General features: G+C 38.3%; 12 protein-coding genes and 1 tRNA gene. 6 read left to right on the top strand and 7 right to left on the bottom strand.

Annotated elements, in window-relative coordinates; translation table 11 throughout:
- The first annotated feature begins 354 nt into the window (after positions 1-354).
- Complete coding sequence (locus ACTJKC_RS00965; RefSeq protein WP_440789462.1) at positions 355-1,188, top strand: XAC2610-related protein; 834 nt, start codon at positions 355-357, stop codon at positions 1,186-1,188.
- 97 nt (positions 1,189-1,285) lie between these two features.
- Here ACTJKC_RS00965 and ACTJKC_RS00960 read toward each other — a convergent pair whose 3' ends face one another.
- Both ACTJKC_RS00960 and ACTJKC_RS00955 read right to left on the bottom strand, forming a co-directional pair.
- Complete coding sequence (locus tag ACTJKC_RS00960) at positions 1,286-2,455, bottom strand: basic secretory protein-like protein (RefSeq protein WP_440789460.1); 1,170 nt, start codon at positions 2,453-2,455, stop codon at positions 1,286-1,288.
- A gap of 337 nt (positions 2,456-2,792) precedes the next feature.
- Positions 2,793-2,866 (bottom strand) — tRNA-Ile (locus ACTJKC_RS00955).
- Positions 2,867-3,094: 228 nt separating this feature from the next.
- Between ACTJKC_RS00955 and ACTJKC_RS00950 the strand changes: the two genes are divergently transcribed.
- Together ACTJKC_RS00950 and ACTJKC_RS00945 are read left to right on the top strand one after the other, a co-directional pair.
- Positions 3,095-5,188 (top strand): HRDC domain-containing protein, encoded by a 2,094-nt coding sequence (locus ACTJKC_RS00950; RefSeq protein ID WP_440789458.1) that lies wholly within the window; start codon positions 3,095-3,097, stop codon positions 5,186-5,188.
- 79 nt (positions 5,189-5,267) lie between these two features.
- Entirely contained in the window at positions 5,268-6,536 is a 1,269-nt protein-coding gene (locus ACTJKC_RS00945) for an Hsp70 family protein (protein ID WP_440789456.1), read from the top strand.
- Positions 6,537-6,829: 293 nt separating this feature from the next.
- On the opposite strand, the gene ACTJKC_RS00940 is transcribed toward ACTJKC_RS00945, so the two are convergent.
- From ACTJKC_RS00940 to ACTJKC_RS00920, 5 genes are all read right to left on the bottom strand, one after another.
- Positions 6,830-7,606, bottom strand: coding sequence for an AraC family transcriptional regulator (locus ACTJKC_RS00940; RefSeq protein WP_344850870.1), 777 nt, complete (start codon positions 7,604-7,606; stop codon positions 6,830-6,832).
- Positions 7,607-7,862: 256 nt separating this feature from the next.
- Complete coding sequence (locus ACTJKC_RS00935; RefSeq protein ID WP_440789454.1) at positions 7,863-8,060, bottom strand: cold-shock protein; 198 nt, start codon at positions 8,058-8,060, stop codon at positions 7,863-7,865.
- A gap of 4 nt (positions 8,061-8,064) precedes the next feature.
- A complete protein-coding gene (locus ACTJKC_RS00930; protein ID WP_344850868.1) occupies positions 8,065-8,253 on the bottom strand; it encodes a cold-shock protein in 189 nt (62 codons plus the stop codon).
- Positions 8,254-8,434: 181 nt separating this feature from the next.
- Complete coding sequence (locus ACTJKC_RS00925) at positions 8,435-9,442, bottom strand: aldo/keto reductase (RefSeq protein WP_440789452.1); 1,008 nt, start codon at positions 9,440-9,442, stop codon at positions 8,435-8,437.
- Positions 9,443-9,552: 110 nt separating this feature from the next.
- On the bottom strand, positions 9,553-10,455 hold the full coding sequence (locus tag ACTJKC_RS00920) for a helix-turn-helix domain-containing protein (RefSeq protein ID WP_440789450.1): 903 nt from the start codon (positions 10,453-10,455) through the stop codon (positions 9,553-9,555).
- A gap of 350 nt (positions 10,456-10,805) precedes the next feature.
- Here ACTJKC_RS00920 and ACTJKC_RS00915 point away from each other — a divergent pair, with 350 nt between their 5' ends.
- The 3 genes from ACTJKC_RS00915 (at position 10,806) to ACTJKC_RS00905 (ending at position 15,550) form a co-directional block, all read left to right on the top strand.
- The gene (locus ACTJKC_RS00915; RefSeq protein WP_440789448.1) at positions 10,806-10,988 is read left to right on the top strand and encodes a hypothetical protein; all 183 of its coding nucleotides are present in this window, start codon (positions 10,806-10,808) and stop codon (positions 10,986-10,988) included.
- Positions 10,989-11,079: 91 nt separating this feature from the next.
- Positions 11,080-12,498, top strand: a complete 1,419-nt coding sequence (locus ACTJKC_RS00910) for a PQQ-dependent sugar dehydrogenase (protein ID WP_440789446.1) — start codon at positions 11,080-11,082, stop codon at positions 12,496-12,498.
- Between the two features lie 343 nt (positions 12,499-12,841).
- Positions 12,842-15,550 carry a PQQ-dependent sugar dehydrogenase gene (locus tag ACTJKC_RS00905; protein WP_440789444.1) on the top strand — a complete coding sequence of 903 codons (2,709 nt, stop codon included), beginning with the start codon at positions 12,842-12,844 and terminating at the stop codon, positions 15,548-15,550.
- Positions 15,551-15,643: the final 93 nt, after the last annotated feature.

Genomic DNA, 15,643 nt, shown 5'->3' with positions numbered 1-15,643 from the left:
AAAGTTTTATGACAAAACTATGTCTTTAGGTTGACAAATCATCTTCTAGCACAAAGACCTAATTAACCTAAATCATTGATTATCAAAAGATATAAATCGATTTATTACAGCTTGATTCAGTGACTTTTCGCCGCAAAAGTTGTTTTTTGAGTAACCAAATCGTTACCATAAATCTTTTGTGCAGTAATTAAGAAATTAACAGTAAAATATCGGGATTGGCTTGCCAAATAATGCTCAGACACTATTAATTCCCAAATTTGAGAAAAAAAATATATTTTAATTTTGTATCTTATCGGAGTAGAAGCCGAATAGCACAGTGCCCACAATAAGCCGCATTAAAATAGTATCAGAAGCATGAAATTTAATTACTTAATCTATATCATCCTTACATTTGTTTTTTTACAGGCGAAGGCTCAACCCTACCTTCTGAAATCTACAGACAGCGAAAAAAGCTTTCAGTTGCACATCTATTATGGTTCAGAGGGAAAGGGCGCATTTGTGCAGTATGTTGGTCAAAAAGGGATTATCCCTTTAAAAATACGAACAGTAAACATTAAAATGAATGCGGGTAATAATGTTTCCGCAGTTTACTATAACTGGGATGAACTTACGGACGGGAAAATTACCGGAAACTATAGCTTAAACGAAACAGCCGGTAAAATTTTTGGAGCGGTTTATAAACGGCTTAAAGATGGAAGAATATTTAAGCTTGAACAAATTACGGGTAATTCTGTTGATAACACTCAAGACAAATTGCTAGTTAACAATGTATTGATAACTTTCAGTCACAATGAAAATACTCAACTTACATTTAATTATGAACCTGGCAAAAGAGAAGCCTTACAGCTGGAGGGCTTCGACAACCCGCAGCAATTCAGAAAAAGCCATATAGCCGATTATAATTTTGACGGCCATGATGATGTCGGATTTTCCATACACGATGCCGGAATGGGCGTTTACAGAACCTATACCATCTTTCTTTATGATCCTGTTTCAAAACGTTTCAAAAAACTGAAAGAACCCACTAATACCAATGCAAAATGCCTCGGGTTTTGTGATGTAACACTCGATACAAAAAACAAGCTCTTTTTTACCTCATGCCGTGGCGGGGCAAGGTGGTGGAGCGATGTGTACCGGTTTGATAAAGCAAACAAATTGATATGGCTGCGCTCAAAAGAAGAACAATAACCGAATTTTCCTGAAGATATATGCTGGTCTTTTATAATCATTTACCAAACCCCAGTTTGGCTGAAGTTTGATAAATGTTATATCGCATCTGCTATTTTTACAAAGCAGGGTTAGCTATATAATTTTGCCACAATTGATCTACAGTTTTACCATTTGCATTTGCCGACCAAAAAGTGTTTACATTGTAGGTACCATCCCGCATTGCTTTATCCAATTTAACGATGATGCCCTGATAACCATGATTTTCCAGCCAGGCAAAAAAACGTGCCGTAACACGGTAAGCATCTGTGTAATTCTGATTCGAACTATAGGCCGGTAGCGACCAGTTGGCACCTGGGTTGTCGTAGCCGAAAATATACCTTGCATAATCTGCAATTCCTTCGGTAATCCATCCGGTATTGGGCAGGTTAAACTTATACGACTGTACAACGTGCATCATTTCGTGGGTTACCACATCAATATCCTTCGGATTACCAGCAAAATATCTTGGATCATAACGGATAACAGACCCTCCATAGGTTGCTGCAACACCTTCATATTCAGAATCAATCACAAATACCTGTGTTTTCGGTGCATTGGTGTTAAAAGTATTCGCCATCCGCTGATAGTTGGCTTTAAACGCCGTGATGAAACCTGCTTTTGTAGCAGCACTAAAAGTACCCGTCTTATCTGTAAAAATTAAAGTATTTGCGCCTTCAACCACAGTTTCGAGGGTATTATTTGGCGTCAATGCCTGCTGGTTCTGTGGAACATTAAATAATTTTATTTCGGCCAGCTGGAAGATCGGATTGGTTTGACCAAATAAGACTTTCACATTAATGCGGTAAAATTTATAGGAATTATTATTAACAAAATTATACGTCTTGCTCTGTTTGCGCTTTGAGAACATTTCATATTCCCGATGGTCTAATTCTGTCCAGTTGGTGCCATCTGTTGAAGCTGTAATGGTCCAGTTAGACGGGTCCCTTTCGCTCGCATCATCAGCAGAAGTGAATGTATAGGCTGCAACCTGGGTATTGGTGGTAAACTCAAATTGCATATAAAAATTAGACTGATGGCTGAATATCAAAAATTTAGTATCGATATTGTTATCGATAGCTTTTGAAGAGCCCTCGGTAGCATCCTTCCCTCCGGTGTTTTCTGTACTAACAGTAAACCGGGCCTGGCCGGTTACCTCTGTCCTGGTAGCCGCGGTGTTGTTTATAACTTCAGGTTCGGATATTTCTGTGTTTGTTTGCTTTTTTTTTGCAGTTTGATAAAAAGACAACCGTGCCTAAAAGAATACATGTAAATGTTTTGGTTCTGTTTGAGAATTTCATAAGATAAATTGGTTAGTAGTAAATGTTTTTTCTTTACCTCAATAATACTAAAAGGTTTTAGTAAATCAAATAGAGATTATAGTAAAAAAACAAATCTTTATTCTTACAAAAAATATTGTAGAATTTATTTTAGTATAACGTAATTAATATGAGTAATAAACACATGGCAAAGATCTGAATTTCCCGGGATGTTAGGTTCTGTCAGTTCAAAAAGAGGCTGGTAGTTTGCAAAGATTAAACCAACAAAAAACCCCTTCAAGTTATCCTTAAAGGGGTTTAAAGCAGTGGGCCCACCTGGGCTCGAACCAGGGACCAAAAGATTATGAGTCTTCTACTCTAACCAGCTGAGCTATAGGCCCGGAAAAAAGGATATTCCTTTTTTGCGAGTGCAATGTTACAAATTTGAATTGAATTTTCGAAAATGTTTTTGGGAATTTTTCATTAAAATGCGTTATACAAACTCATTTTCAACCGCTTAATCTTATTTTTTATTTTCAACAGGTTTTGCCTCTCCACTCAAAATGTGGATAAAAGGGCTGTTAATCTCTCCTCAAATGAGTTTTGAATAGGTTAATTTTGTAATTGATATGAATACGCCCGATCCGGACAACCAGCTTCTTTTAGATTTTTTAGCCACAACCAACCAGCCCGTTTTTTTAACCGGTAAAGCTGGAACAGGTAAAACCACCCTCCTTCGCAAGATTAGGGATACCACTAAAAAGAATTTTGCCATTGTTGCACCAACTGCGGTGGCGGCTATAAATGCAGGTGGCGTAACGCTCCATTCGTTTTTTCAAATCCCTTTCGGGCCATTAGTTCCCGTTGTTGATGAAAATACAGATACCAATTTTAAATATTCGGACGAAAAAACAAGGTTATTACGCTGTCTTGATCTTTTAATTATAGATGAGATCAGTATGGTTAGGGTTGATATTATTGATTTTATTGACCGTACCCTGAAACGTGTTAAAGGATCTAACCGCCCCTTTGGTGGCGTACAGGTTTTAATGATTGGTGATCTTTATCAGCTCTCCCCTATTTTTCACGATGCCTGGCACATTCTGGGCGCATATTATTCCAGTCCGTACTTTTTTGACAGTTTAATTTTCCGCAGCACTCCGATGCTTACTTTCACCCTGGATAAAGTGTACCGCCAATCAGATCCTGTATTTCTGGATATTCTGAATGGCATGCGCGAAAACACACTCGATGCCGGTTTATTGGAGAAATTAAATGAACGTTATGATCCTTCTTTAGATCAGGAATGGAAGGATGATTACATTACTTTAACCACTCACAATCAATTGGTTAACGAAATTAACCAGGGTTGTTTAGAAAAACTGGAAGGCGATATTTTTGAATTTGATGCCGAAGTAAACGGCGATTTCCCAAAAGATGCCTATCCTACAGATGAAAAACTACAATTAAAGCTTGGCGCTCAGGTTATTTTTATCAAAAATGATTCCTCAGGAAAGCGACAGTATTACAATGGAAAAGCAGCGAAAATCACCGCCATTAATGAGGATTCGATAAAGGTTAGTTTTTCTAGTGATGGGAAAGAAATCGAAGTTGAAAAAGAAATCTGGCAAAATGTTAAATACAGCCTGAGTGCTGAAGAAAATAAAATAGACGAAACCAGCACAGGTTCATTTTCACAATATCCGTTTAAATTAGCCTGGGCCATTACCGTTCATAAAAGTCAGGGATTAACCTTCGATCATGCCATTGTTGATGTAAGTACCGCATTTACCCACGGACAGGCTTATGTGGCCTTAAGCCGCTGCAGAAGCTTGGAAGGATTGATCCTAAAATCGCCTGTGGCTCCCGAAAACATCATTACCGATGCCAAAGTCATCAGTTTTACCAAAACCAGTTATCAGGATAAACCTACTGCCGCATTATTAGAACGTTATAGCCATCAATATGCCTGGGGCTTGATTAACGAATTACTGGATTTTTCGCTTGTTGCAAAAGACTGGGAGAAACTGGGGCGGTCTAAACTAATTGATAAAGATGAAAAAAATGCCTTTTTATCCATCTACGAGCAGGGAAACCAGATCTTTCAGAACGAAATTTTTAAAGTGGCCCGAAACTTTATCGCAAAGGAATTTTCAAAAATAAGCATGGCCGAAAATCCGGCAAACGAAACGGCCTTTATGGAACGCCTGCAAAAAGCATCTGATTATTTTGTTCCGAAACTGGAGCAACTCATCGCACTAACGGCAAGGATTGTGGCGATTAATTTTTACAATGATACCCATTCTGATAAACTTCTTACGTTATTGAATGAAGTTAAAGATGCACTTCAAATTAAACTGGCTTTATTTAAAATTTCGTGGAATCCATTCTCAATTAAAGATTATATCAACACCTTACATGCGGCAAGCAATAAACAACCCGAGAAAAAGCCGGTTAAATCGAGTATTAAGCCAAAAGAAATCTCCAATCCGCAGGTGTATAAAAATCTTGTAGAATGGCGCAAAACCATTGCCCAGCAAAGAGGAACACAGGATTATGCAGTACTGTCTGATCTGGCCCTGCTTTCTATTGCCGAACGGATGCCGAGAACAACCGATCAACTGGCTGCGCTTAAAAGCGTTGGCGTAGGTAATGCCAAAGAACTCGGACAGCAGATTACACGCATTGTAAACGCCCATTTGGGCACAAGTGAGTTATTTTAAAAAAATTTAGTTCGGTACACCTTTTTTTAATACTTTCGCAGCCCCATTTCAATCGCTACATTTCACCATACACCAGGCCATGAGTAAGTTTTTATACGGAATCGATTTTGGAACAACCAATTCGGCATTATCCATTTATGATGAAGAAAAGAAAGAAATTATAGATACGATTTCAATTCCCTCGTTAATTTATTTCACAGAAGTTAAAAGCATTATTGATGGCGAAAACCACATTGTTGGCGAAAAAGCAATAGATGCGTATTTAAACGATGGCATGAAAGGCCGCTTTATTAAATCCATTAAGCAGATCCTTTCGAGAACCACTTTTACTGAAACCCGCATCCACAATAAAAGATATACCGCTTCCGACCTTGTTACGCTGATCCTTAAAGATTTAAAAGAAAAAGCTGATAAAATTATTGGCGAGGATTGCCAAAAAGCCATTATTGGCCGTCCGGTTTTCTTTGATGATGACAATACCATGAAAGATACCCTGGCACAAACCAGGTTAAAAAAAGCAGCAGAAAGTGCCGGCTTTACCGAAGTTCGCTTTCAGTTTGAGCCTATCGGAGCAGCTTTCGCCTATGAAAAAACCATAAAAAAGAAAGAACGTGTTCTGGTGGCCGATTTAGGTGGGGGTACAACCGATTTCACATACCTCATCCTCGATCCCGATAAAGTGGGCAGCAAGGACAGGAAAAAAGATATGATTGCCTCCGGAGGTATCTACATTGGTGGAGATAGCCTGGATTCTGCATTTATGTGGGATAAAGGAACACCCTATTTCGGAAAAAACACCATGTACGAGGCTACACCGGGGAAAGTTTTAAATGTGCCCAAATCGCTTTTTGCCAATATCTGTACCTGGGATAAAATGAATTTCTTTAATGGCCTGAAAATCCAGAAAGAGATTGAAGAATACTATTACTACTCTAAAAACGATCCTAAATTTAAAAACCTGATCACCCTGATCGAAAATAACCTGGGTTACTCTTTGTTCAGGTCAATTGAAAAAACAAAGATTGAGCTTTCAGATCAGCCTGTTTCTACATTTGCCTATAACAATATGGAGATAGAAATTGATGAAAATATTTCACTCGAACAATATAACTCGATTATTGAAAAGGATATTAACAGGATTGATGCCTACCTCGATCAGTTTATGGAAACTTACAAAATCAACCCACAGGATATCGACTGTTTGTTTCTAACTGGAGGAACCTCAATGGTTTCGGCGGTGCAAAACCTTTTTAAGAATAAGTTTCCACACATTCCGTTAAACTCCGGCGATAACTTTAAAAGTGTAGCAAAAGGATTGGCCTACAGTGGTTATCTGTTTGAAAACTAACATAATGCACCACATTTATAACCACAGAAGATAAATTTACGGCGCATACAAAGCCCTGTAATTAATTAATTACAGCTTTGTAACATAATGAAGATTATTTTCTTCTTTGTAGTAAGATTTTTATAATTTAGCAGGTGAAAAATTGGTGCGGCTGATAGCAGATACAGGGAGCAAAGCCTTACGCGTTAGGCGCTAAAGCAATTAATGTTGTGAGGTCCGGAAAGCCTGTTTTCTGGAAGAGGTGAAATCAAATTGATGGTCATTTCTTTGCCAGACGCACCAATTTTCTTTTCTTAAACCAGTCTGCTAAACTGAAGTACCGATATTCCTTTATGTCTTCTAAAACTTGTTAAAAACTTATTAGTTTGCTCAAACCCCAATATTCTTGAAATCTGATCAACAGAAAAATCGCTGTGCAGCAATAATTCCTCAGCTTCTCTCATAATCCGGTCTTTAATCAGTACGGTTAAACTTTTTCCCAGCACGCGGTCTAAAAATTTATTTAATTTCCCCACGCTCATTCCCATCCCTTCAGCATAAAACTGAACGGCTCTTTCTTCGCGGTAATACTGATCTAAAATTGCCCTGAAACGCAAAACCTGTTGCAACTCATCTAACGTTAATGCAGCCAGGTAACCATCTAAACCGGCAGTAAAACCGAGAAACAGGGATAAGTACTGAGCTAAAAACCTTAAATCTTTTTTAGCATCAATTTCTTTTTTAAGCTGATCTAATAAACTATAGGTTTTGATAGATTCCTGAGGGGTTAAATCCCTGTAAGATAAGTTAAGAAAAAGATTTTTTGCCAATGGATCCAAATGCTGCAATAAAAACTCGGCATACAGCATACTACTGAAATTTAACCAGTAACCAGATTTAATCCGCCCGTCGAGCCTAACCAAACCTTCTTCAGGAATAAAAAATATTCTTTTTTCAAGCAGTTCATGGTCGCCGGAATTCATACATAAAAAACCACTCCCTTCCCTTACAATCAACATCCGCATGGGATATGTTGCCTGCAATGCACGCTCCCTGTTAAAAACCCCGCTAATCGGTTCTAATTGTATCATAATAACCTAAAAGGATAAACATCAGTAAGACTGAAATAACTCGGCGAGGTTACATCTCCATCAATATTTTATAAAAGCCCTGGCTATTTTCAGCGTACAAATATCATAAAAAAGCCTTCTAAAAGATCAGAAGGCATAGATTAATGATTAAAACTGAATTGTTTTTAATCATTTTTGAAATATTTAAGCTTATTACAAATGCGCTCTATTATTATTACAATACAATTAAGCGGGTTACCTGCACAAGGTTTTCCTGTCAGGCCGATAAAACCCTCACCTGAACGGCCTCTACTCCTGACTTCGTAAATTCAATATCAAACTGAACAATGTTGTTCGGTTTAATTTCGCCCACTATTCCATGTGCAAAAACATTCACTTCCATGCCTCCGTTTGATGGGGTTATGCCACCAAAACCTTCTTCGTTATTATAAAACTTTACTGTGCCCAGCCTCATATCGCTATTTAATCAATTTTACATTAATGGCATTTGGTCCTTTTTTACCTTGTGCAACCTCAAATTCAACCCTGTCATTCTGGCTTACTTTATCGATCAAACCTGTAACATGTACAAAAATTTCATCCCCGTTTTCTGTTACAACAAATCCAAAACCTTTCGATTCATTATAAAATTTTATTGTGCCCTGCATTTTATTCAGATTTTTTAATTATCAAACATACGAATAAGCCAAAATGTTTAGCAGTTAAATAGATTTTCACATGAGATGTGTAGATCAAGTGTACTATTAGCCATTTTTTTAGTTTTTAACTTAAGATTATTCAAAAAAAAACCGCGGGTTAACCCACGGCTTTCCAATTTGCTGATTACAATTAAGCATTTACAAACTGCATTTGGGTGGCATCATATCGTCCTCCGGCGGTAGCGCCCACAGGTACAATAGATTCTAATTTTTCTTTTTCATCTGCACTTAAGGTGATATTGATGGCAGCTGCATTTTCTTCAATATACTTAATCCTTTTGGTACCCGGAATGGCCACTATGCCCTGAGCAAGTACCCAGGCCAAAGCCAGTTGCGAAGGTGTTACGCCCTTTTCTGCTGCAATAAGCCCGATCTCTTTTAACAAATCTATATTTTTATAGAAATTATCGCCCTGAAAACGTGGAATGCTTCTTCGGAAATCATCTTCAGCAAAATCATCCGGACTTTTAATATCGCCCGAAATAAAGCCCCTTCCCAGCGGGGAATAAGCAACAAAACCAATTCCAAGTTCATTTAAGGTATCCAAAACGCCGCTGGTTTCTGCCTCGCGTTCGAAAAGTGAATATTCGCTCTGCACCGCAGTAATGGGATGAATTTTATGCGCCTTTCTAATCGTTTCTGCAGAAACCTCCGATAAACCGATGTATTTTACCTTGCCCGATTTTACCAACCCGGCCATTGCACCTACAGTTTCTTCTATTGGTGTATTCGGATCAACACGGTGCAGGTAATATAAATCAATGTAATCTGTACCAAGATTTTTCAATGAGCGGTCTACCGCTTTTTGCACATAAGCCGGTGTACCGTTAAATCCCCAGGTTAATTGTTCGTTATCATCAACTTCATAGCCAAATTTTGTGGCAATAATATATTTTTCACGGTTACCTTTTATGGCTTTGGCCACCAAACGTTCGTTTAACAGCGGTCCGTACAAATCAGCGGTATCTAACAAATTAATTCCAAGTTCCAGTGCACGATGGATGGTTGCAATTGATTCTTCTTCGCTGGCTTTACCATAAATATCTCCCCCGGCAAGGGTAGTCATGCCCATGCAACCCAATCCCTGCACCGGTACCTGTAGTCCTTCACTACCTAAATTTATTTTCTTAATGTCCATGTTTTATGTTTTTAATTTAACATGAACAAAGTTATAGTGAGGGGGGAATTAGCCGATTATACAAATCAAAGTGTTTATTAAACAAATCAACTGCTTCAAAAAGAAAGATTTCATGCAGGCAAAGAATTGTTCCTGATTTTCATCGGCGTATAACCCGTATGCTTTTTAAAGAAATTATTAAAGTAGGAGGCATATTCAAAACCAAGACTAAAAGCAATTTCGGCAACGCTCCAATCGGTATGCAACAAAAGAGATTTGGCCTCTGCAATAATGGCTTCGTTAATAATGGTGGTGGTAGATTTGCCGGTTATTTCCTGAATGGCGGCATTTAAATGATTTACATGCACCGAAAGCCTTTCGGCATAATCGCCGGCCTTTTTTAATTTAAGGGGATCCTGTGGAGAATCGACCGGGAATTGTTTTTCCAGAAGCGTTAAAAAAATATTGGTAATTCTGGAGGCTGCATTTGTAGGATTGAAATAAGCAACCGCAGGCTGCATTTTAACCGCTTCATGGATAATTACATTCACATAATTGCGGATCAGTTCATATTTATAAACATAATCGCCGTCCATTTCGGCCTGCATGCGCTCAAAAATACTTTTAAGGTATTTTAATTGCTCATCGTTAAGCAGGTAAACCGGATTTCCGTCTGCTTTAAACAAAGTAGAATCCTGCAGGCTTTCCATACGTGCTCCTATGTGCAGAAAATCTTCGCTAAAAACACAGAAATGCCCGTCGTACTCCATATTCTCTTCCTTTGCATCCCAGGAATACGGAATGAGCGGATTGGTAAAAACCAATGCCGGTTTGCTGATTTCGATATCGCGGTTAGCATACAACAATGTACTACAGCCTTTTGTAATAAGCGAAATTTTATAAAAATCTCTCCTGTTATAAGCTGTCAACTTACATTTATCATCATGCATTCCGGCAACCCTAAACTGAATAGGATCGATATGAATACCAGAAAATGAATTTGTTTTTTTGCCGGATACCGGATTTTGCTGCATATTCAAAATTAAACAATTCAAAGAGAAAACAGCTCAATGAAAGTATTTTGAAAACCGAACTAACTCTTTTTACCGCTAAAAATTACAAAGAAAACACTAAAACCACCTAAAAGGAAAACTATTCCCAAAATCATATTTAATTTATCGCCCATAATGTAATGTACAGTTAATATTCGTAATGACAATAGGCTGACACAAAATTATTACACAATACAACTATAAGTTGTAAGAATTTCCTTTTTTTAGTAAATTCATATTGAAAATCGTAAATCATACGGCACCAAATCTAACCAGGCACAAAACATATAGATATTATTAATGTTACACAATAGACATTAAACTACCAGATTATGAAACAACTAACCAAAAACAGCAGTAAAGAGGAACTGGAAAGTATTAGAAAAGGTGATACCATTAGGGATGATACGGGAAAACAAGGTGAAGTTGACCAGATTGAAATCTTAACACGCCGCCAGGAAAAACAATATTACTATAAGCTTAAAAACGACGGTACCATATTGGTAATTAAATAAAGAAACATTTTCTGATTACACTTCTATCTAAGTTATTAACAGTAAGTATTTTAATCTATATTTATTTAGTAAAACGATTTATTTAATCATAATGACCAATAGAAGATACCTTATTGCAATAGCTTTTATAACTGGCTTCGCTTTTGTGAGTAGTTTTACAGTTAAAAACAATAGAGATGAGACAAGTGTATTTTTTAAAATTGATACCCTGGCCACCAACCTCACTGTGCCCTGGCAAATAACTTTCCTCCCCGACCGTACAATGCTCTTTACCGAACGCCCTGGCCAGGTACGCCTTTACCGCAACGGAAAACTTTATGAAAAGCCTGCATTGCAGGTAAATGATATAAAGGCCGAAACCAAAACGGGCTTGCTGGGAATGGTGATTCACCCTGCTTTTAACCAGAACCATTTTATATACATTGCCCATAATTATGGAGAAAATAACCATTTATGGCTCCGTGTAGTGCGCTATGAATTTAAAAATGATTCGCTTATTAACCCCAGAACATTAATTGAACAGATTCCTGCAGCACGAAACCACACGGGATGCCGCCTGGTGTTCGGGCCAGACCAAAAGTTATACATTTCTACCGGAGATGCTGATCAGCCTATATTGGCGCAGGATTTAAAGACTTTTAACGGTAAGATATTAAGGCTTAATGATGACGGAAGCATTCCGGCAGATAATCCATTTATTAAGAACGATACGGCACATAAAGAAATCTGGTCTTACGGGCACCGCAATCCTCAGGGCTTAACTTTTGAGCCTGCTACCAAAAAATTATATGCCACAGAACATGGTCCTACAGGTGGCGATGAGGTGAATATCATCCAAAAAGGTGGCAATTACGGCTGGCCGGTAATCCACCATCAGGAAGCCAGGGCGGGTATGATAACGCCGCTGCTAGAATATACACCATCAATTGGTCCGTCTGAAGCTACATTTTATAACGCAAATGCTTTTCCTCAATTAAAAAACAACCTTATTGTTGCCTGTTTGCGTGGCGAATCTATATTGAGAATTGAAATGGATAAAGGAAAAGTTATTAAACAGGAAATATTGCTAAAAAAACAATATGGCAGGATCAGGTCAATAGTGGTTGGCCCGGATGGATACCTTTATATATCAACTTCAAATTTCGACCTGCCCGAGAGCAAAGGAGAAAGACCTTACGATATGATCCTCAGGTTACGCCCTTCATATACAAAAGATAACCAGATTGCACAAACCATTTCTTCGAATAATAAAACCGCTAAAACTGAAAATACTCCGGCGATGATGTTTAAACAACTTTGTGCATCCTGCCACGGCGATAAATTGCAGGGAACAGAAACAGTTTACAGCCTTTTAGGTGGTAAGTTTAAACATGGAGCCGACAAATTGTCTATTATCAACAACATCAGTAATGGAATAATAAATAAAGGAATGCCCGCCTGGAATGGTGCCATTAGTAAAAAAGATATCGGGCGCCTGGCAGATTATATGCTGAGAGAAAGTATAAAATGAATGATTGAATGAGTGAGTGATGGAATGAATGAATGAGTGATTGATTGATTGATTGAGTGAATGAGTGAGTGAATGTTTAAGACTTCAGTAAATTCAATAATTCTATATTCAATAATTCTATATTCAATAATTCTATCATTCTCTAACTCTATCATTCACTAATTCTATCATTCTTTAACTCTATCATTCACTAATTCTATCATTCTTTAACTCTATCATTCTTTAACTCTATCATTCACTAATTCCATCATTCTCTAACTCTCTTATTCGCATAAATTTTGATACAATACTTCGGTTTTTAAAACATTGCACTATATTTATTAAAAAACCTTCAACCAAATAGATGAAAACAACATTTACCTTAGTGTTATCTGCCATTGCGTTTATATTAATTTCGGCAACTACATTCAACAAAAAAAATTACCAGAACAGAACCTTCGATTTTCTTACTAAAAATAGAATTGATACCCCCGATCAGGACCGTTTCGTGAAGGCTACCCTTGCACAGGGCGAATTTACTGAACCAACCGAAATGGCTGTCCTGCCCAACCTTGATATTTTGGTGGCACAACGCCGTGGCGAAGTATTGATTTATAAAAACAGTACAAAAAAAATAAAAGAAGCCGGCAAGCTGGATGTTTATTTTAAAACCAGCAATCCTGATGTAAATGCAGAAGAAGGCTTATTGGGCATGGCCGCCGATCCAAAATTTGCGGTGAACAAATACATTTACCTTTTTTACAGTCCATTTGACAAATCAGTAAACCGTTTATCGAGGTTTAAGCTGGTTAATGATCAAATTGTGAAAGAATCAGAAAAAATCGTTTTAGAATTTTATTCGCAACGCGAAATCTGCTGCCATACCGGCGGTTCAATTGCTTTCGGATCGGATAACCTGCTTTACGTTTCTACAGGTGATAACTCTACTCCTTTCGATGTTCCGAAACAACAATATGTAAATAAGGGTTATGCCCCGCTTGATAACAGAAAGGGTCTTGAGCAATATGATGCCAGGAGATCGGCAGGAAATACCAATGATTTACGCGGAAAAATTTTAAGGATTAAAGTAAATGAAGACGGTACTTACAGCATCCCTGATGGTAACCTTTTCCCGAAAAACGATCCAAAAGCCCGTCCAGAAATTTATGTAATGGGTAACCGCAATCCTTACCGCATTTCGGTAGATCAAAAAACCAATTTTTTATATTGGGGAGAAGTAGGTCCCGATGCTCCTAATGATGATGCCTTAAGGGGCCCAAGAGGTTACGATGAGGTAAACCAGGCTAAAAAAGCCGGTAATTTCGGCTGGCCATTATTTATTGGCAATAACTATGCTTATAAGGCTTACGATTTTACAAACGGAGCCAATGGTGATGCCTTTGTTCCTGCCGCGCCCATCAATAATTCGCCGAATAATACGGGTTTACAACAACTTCCACCGGCACAACCGGCATTTATCTGGTATCCTTACGGAGCATCAGCCGAATTTCCACAGGTAGGTGCAGGCGGACGAACAGCCATGGCCGGACCAGTTTATTACGCCAGTGCAAACTCACCCTACCCTGCCTACTATAACGGAAAACTGATTATTTACGAATGGGTACGCGGTTGGGTAAAAGCCGTTACTATGAATGATAAAGGCGATTACCAGAGCATGGAACCCTTTTTATCAAAGGTCTCGCTGGCTGCGCCGATTGATATGGAATTGGGTCCTGATGGAAAATTGTATATTTTAGAATATGGCAAAGGCTGGTTCAGTAAAAATCCTGATGCCGCCATATCAAGGATTGATTACCTGAAAGGAAACCGTCCGCCAAGTGTAGAAAAACTGAATATTGTAAAAACCAGCGGGTTGCTTCCTTACAAAATGACTGCAAATGTTATTGCCAAAGATCCTGATGGTGATGCTTTAACTTATGTTTGGAATTTAGGAAAAGGTATCACCAAAACCACCACTAGCCCAACCTTACAATATACTTTTGCCAAAGCAGGCGAATACCCGGTAAGCGTTACCGTGGTGGATAAAAGCAAAGCATCTGCAAGAAGTGCGGTAGTACCTGTTTTTGCAGGAAACGAACATCCGAACGTAACCATTGATTTAGCCGGAAACAAGAGTTTTTATTTCCCAAACAAGCCGGTTGATTATAAAGTTTTAGTAAGTGATAAAGGCTCGAAAGTAAATAACAGCCGCATTTATATCTCAAATACCTATACCGAAGGGACTGATATGGCCGGAGCACAATTGGGTCATCAGCAGGCAGCACAAACGATGATTGGCAAGGCATTGATGTTAAAATCTGATTGCAGCACCTGCCATAAAGAAGCTGCGGTTTCCATAGGCCCTGCATTTGATAAAGTGGCAGCCAAGTATAAAAATGATCCCAAAGCGGTTGATTATCTGGCTTCGAAAGTAATTGGTGGAAGTCAGGGTGTTTGGGGCGAAGTTCCTATGCCTGCCCACACCGCCATGAAAGAAGCCGATGTAAAGAAAATTACCGAATGGATCATGACTTTAGGCAATAAAGAAGCCGTTAAAGCATCCTTACCAGCTTCGGGCAAAATTGTTCCGCCAGCAGCAAAAGATAAAAAGAAATCGGTTTTAACCTTAAAAGCAACTTATACTGATGCAGGTGCTGCCGGTTTAAAGCCCTTAACCACCACCAACCTGGTGAACTTAAAAAGCAATGTAATTGAGGCCGATGACCTTAAAGATTTTGGCGGTTTTGAACGAAAAGATGTATTTGGCGGTGAAAAACTGATTTTAAGTAAGGATAATGGCTGGATAGCCATAAAAAATATTGATTTGAATGGTATTTCCGGATTCGGATTTTCTTTCTTAAATCTTGATCCTGTCAGCGATGGCGAAATAGAAATCAGACTGGACGACAGCAAAGGCATGATGATCGGAAAATCTACTTTCAGAAAAAGTGTTCCGATCAATATGATTTCAGATGGGAAATTCCATTCGATCTATTTTGTTTTCAAGGAATTAAAATCAGGCGATAAAAAGAACCGGCCGATTATTCAATCGATAACGGTAGAACCTAAATAGGTTAATTGAAAAAACTTAGCCCGAAACCTATCACAACAGGTTTCGGGCTTTTTATTGTAAAAATTAATGATTTAATACCTCTCATTAATACAG

The sequence above is a fragment of the Pedobacter sp. 22226 genome (assembly GCF_052045455.1).
Lineage (GTDB): Bacteria > Bacteroidota > Bacteroidia > Sphingobacteriales > Sphingobacteriaceae > Pedobacter > Pedobacter jeongneungensis.
This window is presented reverse-complemented; position numbering and strand designations above follow the sequence as displayed.

Coding starts and splice junctions, on each gene's coding strand:
- ACTJKC_RS00965 (WP_440789462.1), top strand. CDS start 355: ATGAAATTTAATTACTTAATCTATATCATCCTTACATTTGTTTTTTTA.
- ACTJKC_RS00950 (WP_440789458.1), top strand. CDS start 3,095: ATGAATACGCCCGATCCGGACAACCAGCTTCTTTTAGATTTTTTAGCC.
- ACTJKC_RS00945 (WP_440789456.1), top strand. CDS start 5,268: ATGAGTAAGTTTTTATACGGAATCGATTTTGGAACAACCAATTCGGCA.
- ACTJKC_RS00940 (WP_344850870.1), bottom strand. CDS start 7,606: ATGATACAATTAGAACCGATTAGCGGGGTTTTTAACAGGGAGCGTGCA.
- ACTJKC_RS00935 (WP_440789454.1), bottom strand. CDS start 8,060: ATGAGGCTGGGCACAGTAAAGTTTTATAATAACGAAGAAGGTTTTGGT.
- ACTJKC_RS00930 (WP_344850868.1), bottom strand. CDS start 8,253: ATGCAGGGCACAATAAAATTTTATAATGAATCGAAAGGTTTTGGATTT.
- ACTJKC_RS00925 (WP_440789452.1), bottom strand. CDS start 9,442: ATGGACATTAAGAAAATAAATTTAGGTAGTGAAGGACTACAGGTACCG.
- ACTJKC_RS00920 (WP_440789450.1), bottom strand. CDS start 10,455: ATGCAGCAAAATCCGGTATCCGGCAAAAAAACAAATTCATTTTCTGGT.
- ACTJKC_RS00915 (WP_440789448.1), top strand. CDS start 10,806: ATGAAACAACTAACCAAAAACAGCAGTAAAGAGGAACTGGAAAGTATT.
- ACTJKC_RS00910 (WP_440789446.1), top strand. CDS start 11,080: ATGACCAATAGAAGATACCTTATTGCAATAGCTTTTATAACTGGCTTC.
- ACTJKC_RS00905 (WP_440789444.1), top strand. CDS start 12,842: ATGAAAACAACATTTACCTTAGTGTTATCTGCCATTGCGTTTATATTA.